The organism is Terriglobus saanensis SP1PR4 (assembly GCF_000179915.2).
Lineage (GTDB): Bacteria > Acidobacteriota > Terriglobia > Terriglobales > Acidobacteriaceae > Terriglobus > Terriglobus saanensis.
Map to the genome: position 1 here is coordinate 234268 of NC_014963.1, position 25580 is coordinate 259847.

Sequence of the window (25580 nt, forward strand, 5' to 3'; positions counted from 1 at the left end):
GAGCGCCAGTTGTCGCGCTCGGCTTTTTGGTTTAATGCGTCGACGTCGTTTCGGTGGAGGGCGTGCCCGCAACGCGCAGGCAGTTTCTTCCGCCGCGCTTGGCCGCGTAGAGCGCCAGGTCAGCTCTCTCCAGAAGCATTGTCGTCGTGCCCTTGATGTCTGCCTCCGCGCATCCGATGCTGACGCTTGCGTTGATCAGAAATCCTTCGATCTCAATCGGCGTGGATGCGATGGCCGAAAGAATACGCAGGGCCAAAGCCGTTGCCTGCGGCACAGCCGTGTTGGGAAGAAGAACGATGTACTCCTCGCCCCCAAAGCGCGCCAGCGTGTCCGTCGCACGCAGAGAGGTGGAGATGCGCGCGGCGATGGTCTGAATGACGGTGTCGCCCGCGAGATGCCCATACGTATCGTTGACGGACTTGAAGTGATCGATGTCCAGAAGCAGGAGCGAGAAGGTCTGCGCGGTGCGTTTGCTCCGCGCCAGCTCGGTGTCGAGCAGAGCAATAAAGTGACGCCGGTTGAACAGGTTCGTCAGAGAATCGCGCGATGCCAGTTGGTTGAGAAGGCTGTTGGCGACCTGCAGCTTATCTCTCTGGTCGTTCAGCTCCAGGGTCCGCTGTGCAATCTCTGCCTCAAGCTGTTGTCGTCTCCGTTCCAGCACCGCCGTACGGACACGTACGAGAAGATAAATCACAAGGCAGGCAAACAGGACCAGGAGCATGCGGAAGGGCAGCGTCTCAGTCCACAGCTTCGGTGCTTCGATTGGAAATGCAGACTCAATTACAGGGCCCAGGCCTGAACGGCTGACCGCGCGCGCCATCAGCGTGAAGTTTCCCGCTGGAAGGTCGCTGTAACTGATGCTGTCGTGACCCTCCGCAAAGGGAACCCAGTCTTTATCGACTCCCACCAGCTTGTGGGAGTAGCGCATGCTCTCCGGAGCCGTGAAATCCAGCAGGGCAAAGCTCGCTTCAAAGCCACGATGCGCGGCATCCAGGCGAATGCTGCGGTTCGCAGATTCGTAAGCAGCCACGGTGCTTGAGCGCGTGTCATGCTGCAACTGAAGATTAGTCATCACTAGGGGCGCGCGGTAGCTCCGTTGTTCCAGGCGATCGGGCAGAACGCCGATCAATCCCTCCGCCCCTAGAAAGAGAAGCGCTCCATCATCCAGCACAATGGAGCCAAACAGCTTCTGCGAGATGCTCCGCAGACCTTCTCCTACCGAAAAGACCTGCACGGCCAGCGTTTCAGGACTAATTACTGCAAGTCCCGCTGCAGTATTGACCCAGATACGACCGTCCTTTCCAAGCGCCATCGTAAGGACGGAGTCGGAGGGCAATCCATTGCGCTTATCGATGGTGCGAAAGATCGGTGTGCCTTCGGGTGTCCAGTTCCACAGCACGGCAAGACCAGCGTCCGTAGTCGCAACCCACAGTCTGCCGTTGTGGTCTTCTTTCATCACCCACACGTTGTCGCCTGGAATGGAGTCACTCTTCGACGAGTGCCGAAAAGCCTGAAAGTGGCCGGTCAACGGATCGCGCACATCCAGCCCCGTACGTGTGCTCAACCATAGCCGTCCATCCCGCGCGTGCAACACCCGACGAACGTCATTCTCCGGCAGGCTGAAGGGATCGGCGGGATCATGGCGATACATGAAGCCCTTTTTCGTCTCGGAGTCGTAGACGTACAGACCGTTATACGTTCCAGCCCAGACCTTCTCGCCATCCAGAGTAGGAGCGCTGACAACCTCCTTGGCTACGAGGGGATCAGGAACAGGCCGATAGCTGTTCTTTGCCAGATCGACTTGAAAGAGCCCTGTGCCCGAAGCGTAGACAGTCTTTGTACCAGCGCTTCGGCTGCCTTCTTGATCATTTCCTACGATGGCAAGAATCTCGCGGCTCGTGCTCTGTCCCGGAGTCGCAGGCATTACCTGCTTTACCTTGGCGTTCTTCTCCAGCGTTCCAAACTCACCCTGATCGAAACCGACCCACACCTTGCCGTAGGCTTGGCCCACACTGCGAATCTCCGTACCGGACTGCGCGTCTGGATGCACGAGCGAGGGATGGATCTGGTAGATGCCGCGCGTCGAGTCGTTGAGCGTCGAAACACCGTTATCGCTCGCGATCCAGAGCACACCGGACCGGTCCTTGAAGAGTCCACGCAGAAAATTATTCTTCAGCGGATAGGGTTTGCCTGAGCCCTTCGTGAATGAACGAATGTCGCCGTTCTTCATGTCATAGGTCAACATGCCAGCGCCGTACGTTGCAATCCACAACTGACCCGACGCATGTTCGAACAGGCCGCGAACGGTGTGTTCCCCAATCTGCGATCTAAGACCCGCAAGTTTCGGAACGCCGCGCAGCACATGCGCATTTGGGTCGTAGGTCGCCAGGCCGACGTGGTCGCAACCGACCCAGAGCTTGCCCGACTTGTCCTGCAGGAAAGACCAGACAAAAGGCCGCGCTCCGACCTCACCTTCGCCTTCCAGACCGAGAACATCCACAAACTTCTTCGCATTGGCGCGTTTGACCTGCAAACCCGCATCGCCTCCTACCCACAGCGAGCCACTGCGGTCTAAAAAAAGGGAGAAGACGTGCTTCAGGTCAAATCCAGCAACACCTGGATGACTTCCCACGCCTAAATAGACCTCGTACGCATGAGAACTCGGTTCGTAGTGAAAGAGTCCAAACTGGCCGCCCGCCCACAGACCTCCATGACCGTCCGAGATCATCGCGTAAATTCTCGCATTCGCAAGCGAAGGTGGAAGATCCGGCAGCGCCTCGAAAGAATCGGTAGAGGCGCGATAGAGCGCTACCCCTGCGTTGTCCGTACCGATCCACACGTCGCCATCGGGCCCGGGCACAAGTGCGCGAACACTGTTGTTCGGAAGGGAACTCGGGAGCTTCGAATCGTGAGCGTAGGTGTGGAGGTGGCTTCCATCGAAGCGCGAAAGACCGCCATACGTCGCGATCCATACGTAGCCTCGCGTGTCCTGCGTGAAGGCATAGACCGACTGATGGGGCAGTGTATCGCGTGTATTCAGACTGACAAAGTCGAGGTCCGAGACGCTTTCCAGCGTTTTTGCGGAGAGAGCGAAATCAGGTTGTGCGGCAGCCGTCGCGCACTGCAATGCGGTGGACAAAATGCACACGCCTGCCCAAAGCAGGAAACTGTTCGTCGGTCGCATTCGATCCATTCTTCACCAAAGGAGGGTGAGCGTATCTCGATCTTAGAAGCTGGATTGGTGATCGTCTCTCCCCCCATTGTGTCAGGACAAGCAAAGGTTTGCTGTAGCGATCTCGGAACGCTCGCCGGATCACTTCGAAGGGATGAGCCAGGTTTCGGCGATCTGCCCACCCCGACCGCCGCCGCCCGCGCCGTTCGCGCGAAGCCACTGCAGCGTGAGGCTTCCGGTGCTGGTGATGCCTTTGGGCAGAGCGATTTCGACAATCTCCGGATTCGTGGTGCGGACACGGAAGGACTGCACCTCCGTCTTTCCGTTGGCAAGAATGCGCATGGGCAGCGTGTAGCCTTCGCCTGCATAGTTGATTCGCAGGGTGTAAATGGTGGTGGCGTCCAGATAGTCGTAGTGAAGGGTAAGCGGCTCTTCGTAGAGCGTCTCCGCATAGCTGAGGGAGGCGAGGTTCCACCCCTTTTCGAGGGTTTCGTCGGCAATCCCGTCGATGGCGGTGTGGTACATCTCGGGATCGGCGAGCCAGCCCTTGCCACGAACAAGGTGCGGCTCGGCACTCGGGTCGCCGAGGTCGTCGTACAAAGTGCGGGGGCGCGGGTCTTTCCAATGGGTAATGGCTTTGAGGGCCGTGGTCTTATCGCCTTCAGTGGAGAGTGCCTCAGCGGAAGAGAGCTTTGCTTCAATCCAGCTACGACTGCTAAGAGCGGTACCGACGCGGTCGAGATTCGCGCCGCGCTCCCAGTTGGAGGCACCGTACTTCGGAACACTGAGCTGCAGGCCCACCTCGTGAAAGAGCTTGTCGGCGAGAGAGAAGAGCGCATCGTGAAGCCGAGACTCTTCCGTCGAAGCTTCAGTATCGGCGAGTGCGTGGCGGGCAGCGGCGATACGTTCGTTGCTGGTCCCATCTGTTGATAGAGCCGCGAGTGCGGCAGTCTCCGAGGCGAGTTCGCGGCGGCGCCTAAGCTGAAGATAGGCGTCGTAGCGTGCGCGGTACAAGAGAGAGTTCCAGCGCCAGTTGTCAGCCGAGACGTTTGCACTTTCCAGCAGGGCAAGGGTCTTTGGAATGCCGGTGTTCTGGAGCAGTGGGCCGTTCCAGTTCTGCTCAAGTTCCTCGATGCCACGCGCTACATGCTCCGCGGTGGCGTCCTTGAGGTGGAGAAGATAACGCGCATATTCGACGAGGGTTCCATGAGTGTTCGTAACGGAGGACCAGCCCCAGCTTCCCCATAGAAATTTATTCACGTCGTCGTTGACGCCTTCGGAGTAAACGATGAAGCCGGAGTTTAGGGCGCCGAAGCGTTTATAAATGTGCTCGAACGCCGCAGGCCGAGGGCCGATGGGCTCGCGACCTTCGGTGAGCGCAAAGATCGGGTCCCACTGTGGAACGGGGAACTGCGCGTGCATCGTGTGGGCTGTGTCGGGGTAGAACTCAAGCGGATACTGCGGCGGAATGGCAGCGCGTTGCTGCTCCATGGATTCGCGCGACTGCGGACCGAAGAAGATGCCGGTGAGCCACGCGGGCTTGTCCGCGAGAAGCTCATAAAATCGCTTGTAGCGCAGACCAGTAAAGCCCTGCGCGGAGACCCAGATCGCGGCCTTCGGGTGATAACGGTGCAGGATCTCCGCCTCTCTCTGCAACAGCGGAAACAAAACCTCAGGTGCGGTATGACCGGGGTCTCCGCCGGGGACGTGGACAGAGTCGATCAGCGGCAGAGACTTTACGAGAGCTTCGAACTGCTTTAACTCAGCTGAGAACTGGACGGTGTCCGTGTAGTCCTTCGCCATCTCGGGATAGAACAGGTCGAAGCGAAGGCCGTACTGCTGCGAGAGGCGCGAAACGCCCTCGATCATCTCCTGCGCGGGCGCGGGAAAGAGAGGACTGGTGGGATTGTCATCCGAGATCGGTGCAACGAACTGCACAGTGTTTAGTCCGAAGACGGCGAGGTCCAGCATCTGCTGCTCAAACTGGGCAAGCGTCCAGGCGTCATAAGTGTTGTTCTTCATGCGATACCCGATCTGGTAACCGCGGACAGGTTTCTCCGGTGCGGTGTAGAAGGCCTTGGGCATGGGCAGCGTCATGGCGCTTTCCGTGAAGCGCGTGTTCCGCAGAAGCCAGCCAGCAGCGAAGAGCTCCGCGCGCGGCGTGTTTCCCGCAAGGACGACAAGGTGTTTGCCCAGCGGTGTGACGGTGTAGCCTTCGGGGTTTGCCGTGACCGGAGCGTGCCGCGCTTGCCATTGCAAAAAGAGAGGCCTGGGAAGCAGCTCTTCCATCTCCGCAACTGTACCGAGGACAATCGTGCCGAGGACAGCAGTGCGTGCGGGGGAACTCTGCGCTAAATGCGGAGTGATCTGCCAATTCGAATTGGTGCGTCGCGCGGTCTCGCGCTTGAGGAAGGTGAGGTATTGTCGCTCGATCGGCGTGGCGGGGCTGGCGACGAGGACAGGATTCTGAGCCACGGAAGTAAGCGCTAACAAAAATGCGAAGCAGGCAGCGCAAGAGTCGAGGTTTCGAGAGAACATGCGCTGCTCCTGAAGGAGTTAGGCAAACTAGGTCAGATGTCCGGGTTGATTTACGTAATAACGTAATTTACTTTACATTCAGACTTCAAAACATTTGCTCCTCACATAGTAAGGGTCTTCCCGGAACCTTACACAACCTCGCCTGAATGATTGGGAACTTCAAGGATGGTTATGTCTCGCAGTCGCCTTTTTTCCGTTGCTTTCTTTCTCTTTCTTTTTGCCGCAGTGCGGTTGAGTGCTCAGGCGGTGAACGCCACGATGAGCGGAACGATCCACGATAAGACCGGGGCCGTCATTCCCGGAGCTCGCGTAACAGTGACGAACGTCGACACCAACATTACCCAGACGGTCTCGGCGAGTGCAGGCGGAGAGTACAACGTGCTCAATCTTGCGCCTGCCCATTATCGCCTGGACGTGGAAGCCCCCGGCTTCGCGCACTATGTGCAGACCGGCATCACGCTCGATGTCGGACAGAAGGCAAACCAGGAGGTCGCCCTCGAGTTAGGCGCATCGTCCAGCACGGTCAGCGTGGTTGCGGATACGAATGCGGTTGAAGCTTCCGACGCGACGCTGAGCGACGTGGTCACTGGTTCCGAGATCCGCAATCTCCCGCTCAACTCCTGCAATCCGTACGCCCTGATTGCGCTTACCCCAGGCTTCTCCGGATCTGTGGGCAACAACTACAACTCCATCAGCTATTCGATCAATGGCAGCCGCCAGGGATATACGGATGTTCTGGTGGACGGCATCCCCGGTGGATTCCCAACGGTTAACGGCAACTCCGGCGTCGGAGTTTTCCCGTCGGTCGATGCGATCAACCAGTTCCGTGTTCTGGGGCAGAACTATCCTGCCGAGTTCGGACGCAGCCTTGGCGGCATTCTGAATACCGTCTTCAAGAGCGGTACGAACGCCTTCCACGGCTCCCTCTTCGAGTTTGCCCGTAACTCTACTTTGGATGCGAACGACTACTTCTCGAAGTTGAATGGAAAGGCACTCCCGACCTTTCAGAGAAACCAGTTCGGTGGCGTGCTCAACGGCCCTATCCTGCATGACAAGCTGTTTTTCCTCGTCTCGGCAGAGCTTCTTCGCCAGAGCAGCGCCATCTCCACCACCACCACAGTGCCGACGCTGTTGCAGCGGCAGGGCGACTTCTCGCAGACCTTCACCTCCACCGGTGCGCTGGTTAAGATCTACAATCCCTTCACCACGCGCGCCAATCCTGCAGGCGGTTATATGCGCGACGCCTTCGTAGGCAACAAGATCACTTCCGGCTTGAGCAAAGTCGGCCAGAACGTCATGAACTACTATCCGCTGCCGACTGCGACCGGCAACACGCTCACAGGTGCGAACAACTACTTCGCCACCAGCACCGAAGACAACCGGATCGACGGCTGGGACGTGCGGCTCGACTACACGCTGCCGCATAACCAGACGGTCTTCGCCCGCTACTCCGACCGTTTCTACGACGACACGCCGCAGCCCTTCTTTCCCGCAGCAATCAGTAAGGCGGAGAGCCGCATCGAGCAGCGCGACTGGATGCGTAACTTCGTTGTCGATTACACCATCGCGCCCAGCTCGCATCTGCTCTATGACGTGCGCCTCGGTTTCTCTCGCGCCCTCTACGACTATCTCAACGCCGGTCTTGGCTTCCAGGCCAGCGATCTCGGTCTTCCTACAGCGTTAAACACCGGTGGCGGTCTTCCCATTTTTCCCGTCTTCGCCGCAAGCGGTTACGTACAGCTGGGCAACGCGGACAATCGCCACAACGCCTTCATGACCTATAGCCTGCCACAGAGCCTTACTTGGGTGCATGGCAACCATACCTTCAAGTTCGGTCTGGATGCTCGTCTCATCCGCGTGAACGATCGTGAGACACGCGATACCTCCGGCGACTTCACCTTTACCTCCGGCTTCACGCAGGGGCCGAACCCCAGCACGGCGAGCGTCTCGGCGGGTAACTCCATCGCGTCCCTGCTTCTGGGCACCGGCACCGGCGATCTAATTCAGAACTTCAAAGACGTCGCCTCGCAGAGCTACTACTACGGAGCCTATGCGCAGGACGACTGGCGCATCACACCCAAGCTGACCCTGAGCTTCGGTATGCGCTACGATCTCGACACGCCCAGAACGGACCGCTATAACCGCATCAACTACTTCGACCCCACGGCGCCTTCGCCACTGGCGCAGCCTTCCGGGATCACTGGTCTACAAGGCGGCCTGGTCTTTGTCGGCGTCAACGGACACGACCGGCACCAGACCAACTACGACGCCAATAACTTCGCTCCGCGCTTCGGTGTAGCGTATGCCGTCGATCCGAAGACGGTCATCCATGCAGGCTTCGGCATCGTCTACGGTCCTTCGCCGCAGGCGGCCGCCGGTACGGTCGGGCCCTTCGGCTTCCGTGTGCAGAACACGTGGGTCAGCACGCTGGACAACATCACTCCCTACAACACGCTCGACAATCCCTTTCCCTCAGGATTCCAGCCCGTACCGGGAGCATCGCAGGGTCTCGCTACGGGCGCAGGCGGACAGATCGAAGGCTTCCTTCGGAACACCGTCACTCCTTATACAGAGCAGTACCTGCTCAACTTCGACCGGGAGCTTCCAGGAAACTCTCATATCCAGATCGGCTACGCGGGCAATCACGGCCTCAAGCTACAGCAGAGCCGCGAAGGTGGCATCGACTTCGATCAGCTTCCAACGTCGGCCCTCTCACTCGGTTCCAAGCTGAACGACCTCGTTGCGAATCCGTTCTTTGGCGTGATCACAAGCGGTACGCTCGCAGCAGCGCAGGTCAGTCGCGGGCAGCTCTTGAAGCCGTATCCACAGTTCACCAGCGTCTTGCCCCTCTTCCAGCCGGGAGGCCAGACAAAGTATGACTCCTTGCAGGTGAAATACGACAAACGCTTCGGCGCAGGTCTGCAGGTCAACGCAAGCTACGTCTTCTCCAAGACCTTCGACACAAACACGACGCATCAGGACAGCTATAACCCTTCGGCCGACTACGCGGTGGCCTCGCAGCACACACCGCACCGCCTCGTGGCGGGTTATACCTACCAGCTGCCCGTGGGTATCGGTCGCCACTTTGGCGGACAGATGCCGCGAGCGCTCGACGCTCTGATCGGTGGCTGGCAGGTGAACGGCATCAGCACCTTCCAGAGCGGCAACCCCCTGCAGATCACGGCAAGCAACGTCTCCGGACTAGGCAATCCGACGGAGTACGCAAACTACGACGGAACGAACCCGACGCTCTCGGGCGACATTCACAAGCGGCTGGCGAAGTACTTCAATACCGCCGCTTTCTCGCAGCCTGCGGCATTTACCCTGGGGAACTCTCCAGCTTACGTGTCGCGGCTCCTGTCTCCACGCCTTGTAACGACGGACCTCTCTCTCTTCAAGGAGTTCCACCCCTACCGCGAAACGACTCTGCAGCTGCGAGGCGAGGCCTTCAACGCCTTCAACCACGTGCAATTCGCTTCGCCTAACACCAGCGTTAATTCCACCAGCTTCGGACAAATTACCTCGCAGGCCAATACACCGCGCCAGCTCCAGTTCGGAGCAAAGCTGCTGTTCTAAGCAACATGTGGTTTTTCAGGATGCGGGGCCGCTAGCGGCCCCGCATTTTTTGTCATCCCGCAGCACAAGGAAAACCCCGAGACGGGTGCCTCATACATCGCGTTCTTTGCAATGTGTGGGTAATGCGCGAAGCGCATCCAAGATCTCCACGGCATCCGGTTTATGCGCTTCGCGCGACCCCATTCTTTCGCGATCAGGCCGCGAAAGAATGGGGCACATGAATCTTTTTGCCATCCTTCGCTGCGCTATGGCTGACAGAGAATGGCGGCATGGAACTTATTTGCACTGCTATGGAATAAAACGGCGGAGCTAATACCGTCAATGAGCAGAACGTGTAGTATAGAAAGTGATCGTAGAATCTGATCTGGTCTTCTTGCTTGTTTGGCTTGCCGTACTCGCAGATTATTCCAAGTTGCGTTCGGCGGTACATCGATTCATAAGGAAACAAACAATGGAACAGGGAACAGTGAAATGGTTCAACGACGCAAAGGGATTCGGCTTCCTCAGCCGCGCTAACGGCGAGGATGTATTCGTACATCACACCGCGATCCAGAGCAATGGCTTCCGTTCGCTCCAAGAGGGTCAGAACGTTCAGTTCAACGTCGTCAAGGGCCCCAAGGGCTGGCAGGCAGAGAACGTTCAGGTTGCATAAGCTTTTTCTAGCTTGAAAGAGGCGACTCCCTGGGAGTCGCCTCTTTCTTTTGCTTGCTTATTTGTTCCAAAAGAAAACCTGCTCCTCAACTGAGGAGCAGGTTTTTTGTTGCATTTGAGCAGGACAGCCGGGGAGAGGTGAAGCACTCAGTCAATCCCGCGTTAGCGATTGATGGCCATGAGTGGGGGAGAGTCGATGGTGGGATCCGTATTGAGTGCGATGAACCGACCCGTCGATGCCTGGTAGAAGGTCGTCGATCCGGGAAGGAAGGTAAAGCGGCCCGTCGTGGCATCCGTCACCGTATAGGTCAGGCTCCGGGGAGCGGCTGGCGAAACGGTGGAGGCGCTTGTGGGAACGTTGGAGGTAACCGTTGCGATACCGGTTCCGTCTGCCGTGATCGTTCCCAGGTTGCCAGCGGAGGTGTTGGCGGTCACGCTCAACGCGCCCATCAGATAGGATCCGTCAAAGGCTGCGATGCTCGTCGTCTCCGTCATCTGTGGCTCGAACTTGCCGAGCGCCGCATAGGACGTGTCCAGGAAGTAGCCGCGGTTGGCGGCGGTGAGATACATGGTCCGTGTCTTGGACGTGGTGGAGGTTACCGGCAGGTTCAGAGTGCCGCGGCCGTTGGCCGAAACCTGGCAGCTTGCCTGACCGGTGGACTGTGCGGCGGTGCGGACCGAGCTGATCACGCTGGCATCCGTACCGGCTGCAGTGGCTTTCTTTAGCAGCGTTTCCAGGCCGCCCGTGTCGGTATTGGTGACAGCGCAGCGCCCGTCGCCGCTGGCGGCAACCCGCAGGATCGTCGAGACCGACGAACCGGCGACCACCTGGGGGCTGACCTTCAGGGCCGAGGAGTCGGCGGCCGAGGTGACATAACCAAGGAGCGCACCGGAGAGAGCCGCGTCGGTGAAACCGCCATCGCTCTGGCGCTGGGCCGAACCCGCAAGCAGGATGTGCGAGCTGTGGTCGGCTTCGGAGAGGATGAACGCCTGCTGCGCATTGAGCATATAGGCGGCGTAGTGGGTGGGATAGGTGTCAGCTGGTGCGCCCGCGAGAGCCAGCGTCAGTTCGACGCGGCCGTTCAGATCGGCCTTGCCATACTTGCCGGAGAGGTTTGCTTGGGGGATATTCGTCGAAGCGATCATCGCGTCGCCCATGCCGGAGCTGATTACGCCGCTCGCTTCGCCGACAAACTGGCCGACCTGCGCCACGGTGCCGGAGAGTGTGCCCGCCGCGCAGTTTGCCTGGCAGGGGGTCTCACCCTGCAGGCCGAGAGCGAAGCTGCCCGTAAGGCCCTGGGCGAGGGTTGTGCGGTCCTGCAGAATCATCGAACCGGCTTCGCCGTCTGCGGGAAGGGCAGCGGTGGAAGTCTCGGTAGCCGCAGAACCTTCAATCGCGTAGGTGTTCGTTGCGGCAATGGTGCCGTCCGTGTTGAAGGTGGAGATCGTGATCAGACCCTGGCGCTTCGCGCCGACCGTGTATGTTCCCAGAAAGGAAGACGCGAGGATCGAGCCGCTGGTGTTGGTGGTGGTGTGATGGTTGGCATCCAGTTCGCCGTCCGTGATCAGGCCGTTGCCGTCGGCGGTAAAGCTGCCAACCGTTGCGCTGCGATAAAGTGTGCTGTCCGTGGTCGACTTGTCGATGCTCTGCATCATGAAGGCATACGATCCAGCAAGCTGGCCGCTGGCGGGCGTCACGGGGTAAGTCACGAGCGAAAGGAACGAGGGCTGAATGCTCTGGACCGCATCTTCAGAATCCGTGACCTGAAGCGTGAAGGAAGTCGCACCTGCGTCAGTCGGTGTACCGCTGATCACGCCTGTCGTCGAGAGAGTCAGGCCCTTGGCCAGGTTTCCAGAGGCGAGCGCGAAGAGATAAGGGGCCACTCCGCCCGACATCTGGATAGACTGCGAGTAGGCCACGCCCTTGACCGGGTTTGGGAGGCTCGCCGTCAGTACCTTCAGAGGTGTGGCCTTGACCTTCAGGACGACCGGAGCCTGAAGGGTGTCCGCGTTGACGTCCGTTGCTGCGATGGTGAAGCTCGAATTGCCAGCCGTCGTGGGCGTTCCGGAGAAGGCGCAGGTGCTGGGGTTGAAGCTGAGGCCCGTGGGAATCGTGCCTGCAGCGATCTGGCAGACGACGCTACCGATTGCGCCGAGGAATTTGACCTGCGCGGTGTAAGCGGTGTTCACCGTGGGTGTTGGAAGCGGCGTGCTATCCATGCTGAGGACTGACTGCAAGGGAAGTGTGAACTGGCCCGTAGCCTGCTGTGCCGGTGTGCTGGCATCGGAGACGGCGATCGTTCCGGTGAACTTCGCGGCGGATTCGGGAGTTCCCTTGATCGCGCAGCCGTTGAGCTGCAGACCAACGGGTAGCGTGCCCGACTGGACGGAGCAGGTATAAGGAGCCGTTCCACCCGTGACAGAGATCGCCGCGCTATAGGGCTGATTGATCGTAGCCGTCGGCAGCGCCGAAGAGCGGATAGCCAGGGCAACAACCTGTGGCGCTGTGGGGGACGTCGGGTCGGTCGGCGAGGTCGCGGTGGAAGCAGACTTGGGAGCAATGCCGCTACCGCATCCAGTAAGGGCCAATGTTGCAATGAGGCAGAGGGGCTTGATCCAACCGTCGCACTTGGTGATCGTTCCTTCGAACTGATTCCGTTTGTTCAACAAGTAGTTCATGCTGCCTCCGTATCGTGCTGGCCCAGGTGCAGGCCGTTTTTGAAACAAGAATTCCCCGATGCGCCAAGCGCATTTTTCTGCGATATGACATTCGTGTGCGGGGTCCTAGCAGAAGGGAAAAATCAATCCCGCGAATGATTGAAGTGTAGGGAGCAGGACGAATCCCGCCACTCCCACATTTGGGCCAGATTGTGGTACTTATTTGCCACTTTTAATTTGGCACCACCCATGCAATTCGAGAAACCCCATAATCTATGGGAAAAACACAGCGATTATGCTAAAAACTGTGTTTCTATAGGCATGTCTTTTTTATGCAAAAAAATGCGCATCATGCCATATTGAGAACGATATTGTGCACCGCAAGCGGAATAACCAGCAAGATCGAGCATTCGGTGTACCTGCAGGCTGCGGTGGACATCCCATCAAGTTGAGCGCGAAGAGGTACACGAGTCGGTCTCTCTACAGAGGAGAGGTGATTCCGTTTCGGTAGCTGACCCGCACGCCTTCGCTCCGCGCTCTCTGGTGGGTATGGATGAGCATCACGTCCCAGGGAGCACAATGTGTGAAGTACTTCCGAATGGACCGAAGTTTCCTCTAGCCAATGTTTCTCACTGGTGAAGAACCATGAAGAGGACCACAGATCGGAAAACAGACACGACGACGAACCATGCCACAGGCATCATCTCGGCAGCGTTCCTCACGCTGCTCGTCCTCGCAGCGATTCTTCTTGGCCTGACCGCCGCTGGAGATTACTTCCATGTGCGTTCAACTGCCATGGGTGGTCAATCGCGCGATGCTCGGAAAGACGGCTTTGTCTTCGCCGCAACGATCGGCCATCGAACCCGCAACGCACAGATTGCTGCGGGTAGCGAACAAGTCCTCGATTTCAGCCGTCTTCCCAGCGAAGCAGCCGCTAGGCTCACGACAGACACCATTAAGCGGCCCGTCGAATTTCTGCACGACCTCGGATTTACCTCCATTGCGATCGTTCGCCCGGATGGAATCGTCATTCGGAGCGGGGCTCCACTGCCGTCGTCCATCGTTAGCGTTCCGCTCAAGTCCAGCCTGCCCGCCCGGCTTCTTTGGAACAACGGCTTCTACCTCGAAACCAGGCACGAGTTGAAAAGCAGCAAGGACGAGTTTCTGGGTACGATGGTCGCTCAGCAGCCCATTCCTACTCTGGATGAGATCTTTCGCCAGGACCCTGAGAACGGCAAAACCCATGACATGATGCTCTGCGGGCCGATCTCCTCTGGAGCCATGTGCTTCGCGAGTCGTTCGAAAAATGGACCCTTTACGCTCACGGATACTTCAGACCAGAGATTGCAGTTGATCCAGAGCGCGTTTGCTGGAGAAACCTCCACGGAGTACTGGACCAGAACCTCTGTGGGCAGAGTGCTTGCCTCATCCGTACCGGTGGGCAGCACAGGTCTCGCTTTGACGAAGACGGTCGCCGTCTGGGAAACGCTTATCCCCCTCGATCTTGAGGTGGGTGCAATCGCTCTTGTCGTTTTCGTCCTCATGGGCCTCTCCTGGCCTCTGCTTACGCGTGCGGTCAAGCCTCTGGTCGACACGCTGATCCTTGAAAAAGAGCGCTCGAATCAGAATGAGCACCGATTTATCGCCGCGATGGAGAGCAGTCTCAGTGCTTTCTATCTTCTGGACAGTGTTCGCGACGAGCGGAACGAGATCATTGATTTCCGTTTCGTGTACCTGAACGGGCACGCCGAAAAGCTGATTCACCGGAGATCGGCCGACCTCCTGGGCAAATGGCTCTGCACAGAGATTCCGATGAATCGGACAGCAGGGTTTTTCGACAAATACCGAAAGGTTGTGGAGACGGGAATCCCCTTCAATGAAGAAGCCTCGGTCTCCAGCGTCGACGTCGATGCCGCCTGGGTCCATCTCCAGGTCGTCCGTCTGGGCGATGGCATCGCGATTACGACGACAGATATCAGTCTGCGGAAGCGCATGGAAATTCAGCTGGAGAAGGCCCTCGGCTTTACCCAGGCGATCATCGACGCTTCGCCCTTCAGCACCATCGTGACTGACCTGGAAGGCAATATCGTTGCCGTGAATCCTGCCACGGAGCGGATGCTTTGGTACACCAAGGCCGAGATGGTGGGGAAGATGACTCCCCTTTCCCTTCACGATCCTGTCGAGCTGAAGTTGCGGGCCGCAGAGCTCTCCGCCGGTATGGGCGTCCCCGTAGCAGCCAACATGGAAGTCTTTATCGTGGGACCGAAGCGGGGAATGGCCGAGGAAAACGAATGGACCTACATCAGAAAAGATGGATCCAGGCTGCCCGTGCAACTCACTGTGACGGCACTGACCGATGACTATGGGCACGAAACGGGCTACATGGGCATCGCCTACGACATTACAGAACGAAAGCGGCAGCAAGACTATATCTCCCACCTGGCCCACCACGATTCCTTGACGGGCCTGCCGACCCGCATTCTCTTTAAGGATAGGGTCGATGTCGCTCTCGCCAGGGTGCAGAGATACGGGGGCAAGTGTGCTCTCATGCTCATCGATCTCGACAACTTCAAAGACATCAACGACTCCCTGGGGCACCATGCCGGAGATGAAGTCCTGATCGTCATTGCGCAAAGGCTAAAGGAGGTTCTGCGCTCTACGGATACCGTCTCCCGCATGGGCGGCGATGAGTTTACGGTCCTTCTCGATCACATTACATCGGAGGAGGACGCGACGACCGCCGCCGTAAAACTGCTGGCGACACTTTCGAAGCCGATTTTGATCGGAGAAGACCTTTTACCGATCTCGGCGAGCATCGGCATCAGCATCTATCCCGAAGGCGGAGCCACCTCGGGAAACCTTCTCAAGAACGCCGATGCGGCGATGTATTACGCCAAAGGTTCCGGGAAGCAGAGCTATCGTCTTTTCACACAAGGTCTGGCGGACGCCACAACCAAAAGACTCCAGATGGAGATGGCCCTTAAGAAAGCGATCAAGTCGCAGGAGTTCTCCGTGGTGTACCAGCCCCAGGTCGCCCTCGCGAACGATGTCATCATCGGCGTCGAAGTCCTGGCGCGATGGAAGAGCGAAAGGCTTGGAGTTGTTCCTCCCAGCGACTTTATTCCCATTGCAGAACAGTGCGGCGTGATCGCACCTCTCGGAGAATGGATTCTTAGAACAGCCTGCAATGACGTCAAGGCCCTCTCCGATTCGATCGGCAGACCCCTAAGGCTGGCTGTGAATGTTTCTCCTCGACAACTGGAGCGGGAAGGCTTCGCGGCCAGGGTGGCTTTGATTCTCGTGGAGACAATGTTCCCCGCAGAGATGCTTGAGATCGAGATTACGGAAGGGGTTTTGATGAGCGACTCCCTGCTTGTTTGGGAGGCCCTGAAGGATTTGCAGTCCCAGGGCGTACAAATGGCCATCGATGACTTTGGCACCGGCTTTTCGAACATCTCTTATCTGCTGAAACTCTCCGTCAATCAGATCAAGATCGATCGAAGCTTCATCACAAACCTGGAAGATGATCCTGGCTGCGATGCGGTCGTTGGCTCTCTGATCAGCATGGCCAATACGCTTGGAGTAACGGTAGTGGCAGAGGGTGTGGAGACGGAGGGACAGCGCGATATCCTGCGAGCCAAAGGCTGCCACGAGGCGCAGGGGTATTTCTACCACCGTCCGATGGATGTCGCAGATTTGATGAAGGTCCTGCAGGGCAGCAAGGTGGGCGCGTAGGGCGGCTTCTGTATAAGCGGCTCTCAAAGGAAGACCTTGTAAAACAGATTTTCTTCGCTTCGCTACGGAAGGGAAAAGTAACTTCACGAAAAGAGAGGTCTTCGGAATGAAATCCGAAAACCTCGGGAACGGCAAAACTCTAAAAAGAGATTCGTCCTCCGAATTGAAATTGTCGCGCATCATAGGCAGAGGTTGGCCTGCCTGCATCGCTATAGAGAGAATCTACATCGAGCGTGTTGTTCTTATTGATGAGGTTGAAGACGTCGGCTGTTGCTTGAAATGTAAGACCATGCTCGACAGTAAATGTTTTGGCGAAGCGGAAGTCAGTGAATACATTAAAGGGCTTCAAACCTGCATTCCGTCCGAGTGAGCCATTGAAATTACTATCACCGGGACCAGCGTTCGCAGGAGCATCGATATAGCAGGGAATATTGAAAGCCCCCGTTGGCGAAAACTTTGAGCGTACGGGAGCGGAACCGCAGCTCGTCGTCGCGCTATTCACTGGGACAGCATTCGGTCTATCCGTAAGTGGATTGAAGTCGAAGTTCGTATCAGTACCCGTAAGAATATTGAATGGCTTGCCGGAGGCAATTTCGATAATCGGCGCTACGGTCATATTGGAAAAGACACGGCGCATCAGACCGTTGCTACCCCCGCGCCCGACGTTATAAACGCCTGAGAGCACCAGACGATGACGCTGGTCGAAGGAAGAAGTTGCCCGTTCAGAATTTGGGTTGAAGTTATTCTGCGGGCCATCGGATGTGGAGATGAGATCGGTCGCGTCATCGATCGCATGGGACCAGGTGTAGCTCACCAAAAATTCATAGTTCTCTGCGTAGCGCTTTTTCAGATTGATCGAGAGCGCGTTATAGGCCGATGTCCCCGTGGTGAGATTCGAATTGATATCGCCGAAAGGCACCGGAACGCCGACTCCAAGTCCATCGAGTGTGGCAATTTGGTTAGCGAGTCCGATACATGCACCTGCTCCTTGGCTGGTCAAAAATTGGGCCAGCGATGTGTTCAGGCCTGAGCGTCGAAAGAAGTTCAGCGCTGCTGGTGTGACATAGGGACCGCTCGGGCCCGATCCGCACGGAAGAGTTCCAGCAGCGGTAGCAACGGTGAGGGGATTTGACGTGGCCGAAGCCACCGCGGACTGGGGGGTACCCGGAAGAACCGATGCCGTTCCAGCCTGAGCAGCATCTATTGCATTCCGCCAGTTCGCAACAAGCAATGCAGGATTGACCGGATTGACATTGACCGGACGATTGAGATGGCGACCGCCTGTGGAGTTATAGGCCAGCGTAAGCGAAGTATCCCGGCCAAAGCTTCGTTCCACACTCAAAGAGACCTGCTGGACATAGGGAGTTTGGTAGTGGAGATCGATAGGAAGACCTGAGGGCAGGATTGCCAGGGGAAATCCCTGCGAAAGGAAGTTTTGATTATTGAAGACAGAGTCGGTGCTATTGGGATTAAACCTCTGCTGCCCCGGAAGATAGTTTAAGTTTGCACCGGTGACACAATTCGCATTCGTCAGCGATCCCTGAAAGGTATTCGTGGCATTGAGATTGAGCGGACTCGCTATGCTTGCAGCGGTACAGGGTGAGCCTCCTGCAAGAATGACCAGCGGAACCGTATACGTGTTGTAACTGGTCGACTCTGCTTCACTTGGTCCCGGAGCGCGGTCATAGAATAATCCGTAGTTGGCGCGGAGTACAGTTTTGTCTTCTCCGTGAATATTCCACGCTGCTCCAATGCGTGGCGCATAGTTGTTCGCTCGCAATGGAATACCCTGACGAACGCCGAAGGCCCGTTCCGCAGCATAGGTATTGGCGTTGAGGGAGCCCGGGGTAGGAAACGCCTCAATGTCGTAACGCACACCGTAGTTAAGCGTGATGGTCGGCGTCAGGCGCCAGTTGTCCTGCAAAAATGCTCCCAGCGTCTTCAGATCGTACTTGTAGCGCGTCAGACCGACTCCCTGTACAAAAGACTGAGGTATACCAAGCCCGTACGCCTGAATTGGCGAAAAGCTCGGGAGGCCACTAAACGCCGGTGCCAGGCTGCTGGCGTCGAGACCGGCAAAGGTGTAATCCCCGCCGGAGTACAACTCCGCCTGTTTAATGTTGATGGGTATATCTCGCACATCAATGCCTGCCTTGAACGTGTGTGTGCCGCGAGTCAACGTAAAGTAATCCTGAAGCTGATACTGGTCTTCGATCCGGTCTTCAACGGTGAAGGGTGTCTTGCCAAAATAAGCGAAGCCTGGAATATTCACGGCCGTGTTATTGCTTCCGGGAGCATTGGACGGCGAATAATTGACCGGATGGCGCGAGTACTGAAAACGGAGCTCGTTCACCTTGTTGCTGCCAAGCAGCAAAGTGTGTTGCCCAACGATAGAAAGATCGTGGTATCGCTGTGCCGCCGTTCGGGAGAAAGAGTTTTGCCCAAGATTTTGATTGGCCGCGCTCTCTTGAATACCGCTCATAAAGCTTGGGCTGAAGCTGGATCGCAGCATGAGTTGCTGGTTGCTCGTCAGCTTATGATCGAGCCGCAAAGAGTAGATTTCCGTCTTTTCGGAGACTGGAAAGTTTCCAATAAGACTATTGAGCGCAACATACGAAGCAGGTGTTACCTGCCCTGAGCTTGCAAAGTTATTCGTCCCAAGGCTCGGCTGCAGAAAGACGGGATTTTTCCCGGTAACAGCGAGCGAAGAGCTCGATCCAACAAGGGCAACGTACTCCTGTATCCCGGGTGTATTGGCTGGCGCTGAAGCCAGAAAGGAACCCTGGTCCGGTGTGCCTTGCACCATGAGCGATCCGGCCGGAGTACCATAAAATTTACTGACATCGATGTTGGTCAGGCCGAAGTTATCGGAACCAATGGTCGAAAATCCTGTTTCCTGACGCCGGGTAATTTCCGTCGAAAAGAAGAAAAATGTCTTATCGCGAACAATGGCGCCGCCTACAGTGAATCCGGCCTGCACACGGGTAAATGCAGGTTGATCGACTGTGCTGAAAGGATTCGTTGCCTGGAGATAGCGATTGCGTAGAAATCCAAAGGCGCTCGCATGGGTAGTGTTATTTCCGGATTTGGTAACAATGTTGACCACACCGCCTGAGGCCCGTCCATACTCTGCGGAAAAGCCATTGGTAATAATCTGAAACTCCTGCACGGCGTCCTGCGAGACGGTGGCACGCGTACCTCCCGAGATGTAGTCGCCCGCATCGGCTCCATCTACATTGATAGAGTTTGAGCGAGCGCGAATACCGCCGAAGTTGAGGCCCGATGTCATAAGGGCCCCGACAGGCGGTGCGGCATCTCGTGCAATCTGTGAGTTGACCAGTGCAAAATTAATATAGTTTCTGCCATTTGTAGGCAGATTATTGATGCGAAGCTGGTCGATCAAAGAAGATTGCGCGCTGCCCTGCGTCTCAATCAGATTGGCGTCGGAGTTCACGGTAATCGCCTCGCTTCCGGCCGCGAAGAGGGTTAGCGGAAGTGCTGCCTGCTCTCCCACTGTCAACACGACATGATTCGCGGTGAACCTGGCAAAACCTGCAGACTCTGCCGTAATACTGTAAGTCCCTGGAGGCAATTGCAGTACAAGGTAGTTTCCCATCGCATCGCTCGTAGTCGAACGGGAGATTGCTCTTGATGAATCCGTCACAGTCACGGCCGCATTGCTAATCGCGGCTCCCGTCTGATCACGGACAATACCACTAAGTTGGGCCGTCACGATATTCTGAGCGATAAGAGGCATCGAAAGTAGGAAGGCCATGAAACAAAGTGCATAGAGCTGAACGCGCGAAAACGAAGAAGAACGAATAAGCATGAATAAAGACTTTCTATTGTGGCTGTAAGAAGTTTTATAAGTCGCTCTAAGTCCCACAGCCAGATCTCGAAGGCTTGTTTCCGGGAGCGAATTGCCTGAATCTTTGGTTCTACTTCTAAACGCGCCGGCCACCGATTTATTCCACACAATTGCATTCAGGATTCGCTTCCTGCAGAGATAAGAGTTTCTAAAGCGAAGGATGCGCTTTACGCATAAGCCCATACATCGCAAAGAGCGCGATGTATGGGCCACCCGGAAAAGTTGTGCTCAGGCTGATTCTGTGTGGAGGGAAGCTGTCTGTGCCCCGCCCTTTCGCGCTTTTGGCGAAAGGGCGGGGTCGCGCGGAGCGCACAAACCAGATCTTTAAAGAAACTTTAAAGCAGACACCGGCCCGTCGAATGACGGGCCGGTTGGGTTGTCGTTTAGTGCGAGTGCAGCGCGATAAGGTCTGCCTTCAGCGGCACACCGCGCGAGAGCGAGATATGCAGCACCGCCTCGAAGGGCTTTGCGGAGCCGTCTGCTTCTCCGGCCTTGTCTAATAATGCTGCAGCTCCGTGAGGCGAAGCGGCGAACTCCACTGCGGCTTGCGTCCCGTTCGTCGTCAGGCCAGCGAAGACGGCGATGCGCCGACCCGAATCGATTCCCGGAATCATGGCAACGATGGCGAACTCTTCATTTGGCGAGGAGGGAATAAAGGCCGCCGGTTCGCCCGTTCGGGGATGGAGATTTGCGATATAGCCGGTATGCTGCGCGTTTAGATTGATGGTGAAGTCTGCCGTTGAGGGCAGATCATGCAATGCACCGTTCTGTCTGGGAGCCCCCATAAAGATCAGATTGCGCAGCTTGGCTTCGTCCCATGTGACCAGGCGGCTGCGTTTGAGCACGAAGTCTGAGCCGCGCTGGTCGAAGAGCTTACTGAGAATGTGCGCGGCGACGACTTCGCCGGTACCCGTATAAGTCTCGTCCAGCGTGCGGTTCGCGGCTACCTGAGACTCCGGGGTATCGGGCTGAACGAGTTTCAGGCCTTCGTCCGGCGTTCCACTGAAGATTGGGTTGCTGTAGATGACAAGAGCGGGTTCGGCACTCTTGAGAAAGGGTTTCCACAGGCGATCCACAGCCGTGGGCCGGATGGTCGGCCTGTGCCTGCCGAGAAGGATGCCGGCCATTAACCCGACTGCAAGGAGAAAGAGGGCAACCAGCGCGCTCATGGAGCGGCGGAAGACCTTTCGCTGCATCGTAAAGCGCGCATCGATCCCCACAACATGGTCGCCAGGGTGAAGTTCGGTCTCCAGGGAGTCGGTGGCAGGCGTGGGAAGAGCTGCAGCTTCCAGGTGGTCGTTATGCCCGCTCACAGGCGGAAGGATGATCGGCTCGATGACTTCGGTCGCCGACCCGCTCAAGCTCTGATGATGTTCTGAAGGGTGGAAGACAGGAAGGTAGTGGCCCTTGGGAATCTCGACCACGAGGGGCTCATGCTCGCCTTCGCGGGCGAAGTAAGCCGTCAGTTTGAGGCGAAGAAGACGCGCCTGCGAGCGAACGATAGAGTCGTCGCTGGAGTTATAGCCCGGGATGCGGTGGAAGACATTTACCCCGATCTGCTGCTCGGTAGCGTCCTCTGGGGCCTCTCTTAGGCAGCAGTCCACGACGTATAGGAAGAATTCGCACAGCTTTGGCGACCCACTGAGGTGGGAACTGGCAACGATCCGGTGCGTGAGTTCCGCACGTGGGTCATCCAGAGTGTTGAGCGTTTCATATGAAGCACTTACAGACAACATTCGACCTTCACTTCTCAGCCATTTCACGGTCCGGTTCACCCGTGAAAGCTCCAGCGTGCACCGTGAATACGGTGACAGTTGTTGGATGCAAGCTGCAATGTTTAGCGTCACCCTGGGATGAATTTCATCCCCGTGGGTTTCACTAGGAGACCAGAATGTTTAAGTATATGAAAACAGCCCGCTTGTGGCTGAGCGCCCTGACGATAGCCACGACGGCTACGCTGGGTGCTGGCCATGGTTCTGCGCAGGCGATCTTTGGAGCACTGTACGGAACAGCAACAGATTCCACCGGAGCGGCGATTCCCAATGCGACCGTGACCATTACGGATCAGCAAAAAGGCATTAGCCGGACAGTCCAGACGAATGGCACAGGAGCCTGGAGCGCTGACCACTTGATCCCGGACACCTACACGGTCAAGATCGAGTCGGGTTCCTTTGCACCTTCCACCACCACGGACATCATCGTCCACGCCGACGCTTCCCAGCAAGTAGATCAGGTCCTGCAGGTTGCGGGCAGCAATACTACGGTTTCAGTTTCGTCCGGCGATGTTCCGGCCCTGAAGACCGACCGCGCAGACGTGGCCCAGATCATGGATGAGCGCGCGGTTCAGAATCTTCCCAACCTCACGCGTAATCTGACCCAGTTTGCCCTGCTCACGCCGGGCATGCAGCACGCCAGCTTCAACATCGCTGGACCGGAGAATCCTCAGGGCGGCATCCAACTGAACTCCAATGGCTCCAACTACGGCGAACAGGGCTTCATCCTGGACGGTACGGACAATCGCGATCCCATCCTGGGCATCATCGTGATTAACCCCACGCTGGACTCCATCGCGGAGACGAAGTTCACCACACAGAACTACGACGCTGAGTTTGGCGGAGCAGCTGGCGGCATTGTGAACGTCACCACCAAGTCGGGCGGCAACAAGTTCCACGGAGACGCCTTCTGGTATCGCCACAGCGATGCGTTCTACGCGCGGAACCCCTTTACCCAGTACCAGCCGGACCCGGTCACTGGAAAGACGATCCCCAGCGAACTCTATAGCCAGTTCGGTGGTTCGATCAGCGGCCCAGTGATCAAGGACAAGACGTTCTTCTTCCTGGACTATCAGGGACTTCGCCGCCGCGTCGGTAACAGCCTGCTGCAGAACGTTCCAACGGCACTCGCGCGTAACACCTGCATCACCGGGAACGGCACCTGCGATCTCAGCCAGTACACGACCGCTCCTTTACGTAACCCGGTCACCGGCGTGACGTATCTGAACGGTCAGATTCCTACGGCTGCTCTCTCGGCCCAGGCGCGCGCAATCCTTGCGGGTCTTCCCGCACCGAACACCACCGGCGTCGGCACAACCAACAACTACGTCGCTTCGGGTAACGGACGCGTCGACGGCGATCAGGCCGACCTTCGTCTGGATCACCAGATGAGCGACAAGCTTCACCTCTTCGGACGCTATGACTATGCTCTCTTCCGCCTCGTCGGTATTCCGGTCTTCGGAGCTGCGGGTGGTGCGGGTTTTGGCATCGGCGGAACTTCGGGTCTGACGACCACGCAGAACCAGAGCGCCACGCTGGGCTTTGACTATGCTGTGACGCCGACCTTGCTGACCGATCTGCGTGGCGGCTTCCTGAGCTATCACGTGGCGGAGAACAAGTACGATGCGGGCTCCGCGCCTGCGGCGGCTGCCGGAATTCCGAACCTGAACGTCAATGGAGATACTTCGGGCTCTCCGACGTATGACTTCAACGAAAGCGGTATCAGCGGTTTCGGTAATCAGGGTTGCAACTGCCCTCTACTTGAGAGCGAGCAGGTCTTCCAGCTCGTCAACAACTGGACCAAGGTCTGGGGCAATCACACCCTGAAGTTCGGTGGCGATCTTCGCTATGCGAAGAACGTTCGGAACGCCAGCGATTCCAACCGCGCGGGCCGCTTCGTCTTTGCGGGCAGCAGCACGGCCACTGCGACCAGTTCGGGTCTTGATCTGGCTTCGGCTCTCTTCGGCGCAGCGGCTACCTTTCAGCGCTTCGACGTGTTTGTGAACGATCAATACAGCTATCAAAAGCGCGGTGCATTCTATGCGCAGGACTCCTGGCGTCTGACACCCAAGTTCCAGCTGAACTACGGCGTGCGCTGGGATGTGATCTTCCCGGAGACGGTGAACGGTGCAGGTCACGGCGGATTTGCTTCGCTGCAGACTGGCGGCATTCGCGTCGCGGGTGTTGGCCCCTTCGGAACCAACGGCAATCAGAAGATGGATTACACCAACCTCGCTGGACGCATCGGCTTCACCTATCAGGTTCACCCGAACACGGTGATCCGTGGTGGCGTGGGTACGGTGTATGACACCATCGGTTACTTCGGCACCATCTACGGCAGTATCCTTTCGCACAACCTGCCGGTACAGGCGAACGAGAGTCTCTCGAACGTCGGTGCAGTCGGTGGTTTTGTCACCACGCTGGCCGCGCCGCCGGTTCGTCCGACGTCCCTCCCCATTCCGACGAGCGGCATCATTCCGTTCCAGGATGCCTACGGTCAGCAGTTCCGCCCCGAGCGGATTCAGTTGCCGAAGGTGGACCAGTTCAACCTCACGGTGCAGCAGCAGTTCGGCAGCAACCTCACAGCGGAGATCGCGTATGTCGGCAACGTCGGCGAGCGCGTGTATCCGGGTGAAACCTACGGCTACGATCTGAACGAGCCCACGCTGCCGACCAACGCGGTTACCTTCCGCAACGGCACGGACACGCAGGTATCGCGTCGTCCTTTCAATGGCAAGTTTGTCGGCACGTACAACGGCGCAGCAACGATCTGCTGCAGTAACAGCATGACGTCGGCTGCTCCTTCGGGCCGTGCGAACTACCACTCGTTGCAGACGAAGATCGACAAGCGCTTTGCGCACGGTCTGAGCTTCAACGCCAACTACACCTGGTCGAAGGCGATGAACTACGCCAACGATGCAGCCTTCACCAACTATCGCCAGTTCAGCTACGGTCGAAACGATACCAATCGCGCACAGGTCTTCGTGGTGAGCGGCGTCTACGATCTACCCTTCGGTAAGAACCGCATGTTTGCTGCGAACTCGAACCGTCTGGTGAATTCCATCATCGGCGACTGGACACTGTCTGGTTCGTCGACGTGGGAAGCTGGACGTCCGTTCACGGCGACCTACGCCGAGTGCGGTCTGGACCAGGATCTCGACACGAACGCAGGCACGAACGGTGCGACGAGCGATTGCCGCCCGAACGGAGACTCCTCTGCCTTCCAGATGAAGGCAGGCGGTCTCAACTCGGCGACACATTCACGGCAGTACTTCGTACCGGTAGCAGCGCTGGCCAGCAATGGTGCGGTCTCGGGAGCCTTCTCCCGTCCCGCGTTTGGAACATTCGGAAGCATCGGACGCAACACGTTCGTTGGACCGCGTGACTACTTTGCAGACGCAGCTCTGATCAAGAACGTCGGGATCACGGAGAGGGTGAAGGCACAGTTCCAGTTCCAGGCCTTCAACGTCTTCAATCACGCCGCTCTGGATATTCCTACTGCTTCCAACTCGCATTGCATCGACTGCTCCACGGGCGGCAGCATTACCAGCCTGGAGAGCAACTCCACGATGCGCCAACTGCAGTTTGCTGCACGCCTGACGTTCTAAAA

9 protein-coding genes are annotated in these 25580 nt (G+C 57.4%); 4 read left to right on the top strand and 5 right to left on the bottom strand.

Going from position 1 to position 25580, the window contains the following annotated elements; all coding sequences use genetic code 11:
• Positions 1 to 31 precede the first annotated feature (31 nt).
• Entirely contained in the window at positions 32 to 3184 is a 3153-nt protein-coding gene (locus tag ACIPR4_RS01000) for a ligand-binding sensor domain-containing diguanylate cyclase (RefSeq protein ID WP_013566777.1), read from the bottom strand.
• Between the two features lie 129 nt (positions 3185 to 3313).
• Complete coding sequence (locus tag ACIPR4_RS01005; protein ID WP_013566778.1) at positions 3314 to 5710, bottom strand: hypothetical protein; 2397 nt, start codon at positions 5708 to 5710, stop codon at positions 3314 to 3316.
• A gap of 171 nt (positions 5711 to 5881) precedes the next feature.
• On the opposite strand from ACIPR4_RS01005, the gene ACIPR4_RS01010 reads away from it, so the two are divergent.
• A complete protein-coding gene (locus tag ACIPR4_RS01010; RefSeq protein ID WP_013566779.1) occupies positions 5882 to 9286 on the top strand; it encodes a TonB-dependent receptor in 3405 nt (1134 codons plus the stop codon).
• A gap of 451 nt (positions 9287 to 9737) precedes the next feature.
• Positions 9738 to 9938, top strand: a complete 201-nt coding sequence (locus ACIPR4_RS01015; RefSeq protein ID WP_013566780.1) for a cold-shock protein — start codon at positions 9738 to 9740, stop codon at positions 9936 to 9938.
• Between the two features lie 161 nt (positions 9939 to 10099).
• On the opposite strand, the gene ACIPR4_RS01020 is transcribed toward ACIPR4_RS01015, so the two are convergent.
• Complete coding sequence (locus tag ACIPR4_RS01020; protein WP_013566781.1) at positions 10100 to 12616, bottom strand: Ig domain-containing protein; 2517 nt, start codon at positions 12614 to 12616, stop codon at positions 10100 to 10102.
• Between the two features lie 624 nt (positions 12617 to 13240).
• Here ACIPR4_RS01020 and ACIPR4_RS21345 point away from each other — a divergent pair.
• Positions 13241 to 16330, top strand: a complete 3090-nt coding sequence (locus tag ACIPR4_RS21345) for a sensor domain-containing protein (protein WP_013566782.1) — start codon at positions 13241 to 13243, stop codon at positions 16328 to 16330.
• A gap of 139 nt (positions 16331 to 16469) precedes the next feature.
• Here ACIPR4_RS21345 and ACIPR4_RS01030 read toward each other — a convergent pair whose 3' ends face one another.
• The gene (locus tag ACIPR4_RS01030) at positions 16470 to 20159 is read right to left on the bottom strand and encodes a TonB-dependent receptor (protein ID WP_144312267.1); all 3690 of its coding nucleotides are present in this window, start codon (positions 20157 to 20159) and stop codon (positions 16470 to 16472) included.
• Positions 20160 to 20581: 422 nt separating this feature from the next.
• Positions 20582 to 21934 (bottom strand): hypothetical protein, encoded by a 1353-nt coding sequence (locus ACIPR4_RS01035; RefSeq protein WP_013566784.1) that lies wholly within the window; start codon positions 21932 to 21934, stop codon positions 20582 to 20584.
• 155 nt (positions 21935 to 22089) lie between these two features.
• Here ACIPR4_RS01035 and ACIPR4_RS01040 point away from each other — a divergent pair, with 155 nt between their 5' ends.
• Positions 22090 to 25578 carry a TonB-dependent receptor gene (locus ACIPR4_RS01040; RefSeq protein WP_013566785.1) on the top strand — a complete coding sequence of 1163 codons (3489 nt, stop codon included), beginning with the start codon at positions 22090 to 22092 and terminating at the stop codon, positions 25576 to 25578.
• Positions 25579 to 25580: the final 2 nt, after the last annotated feature.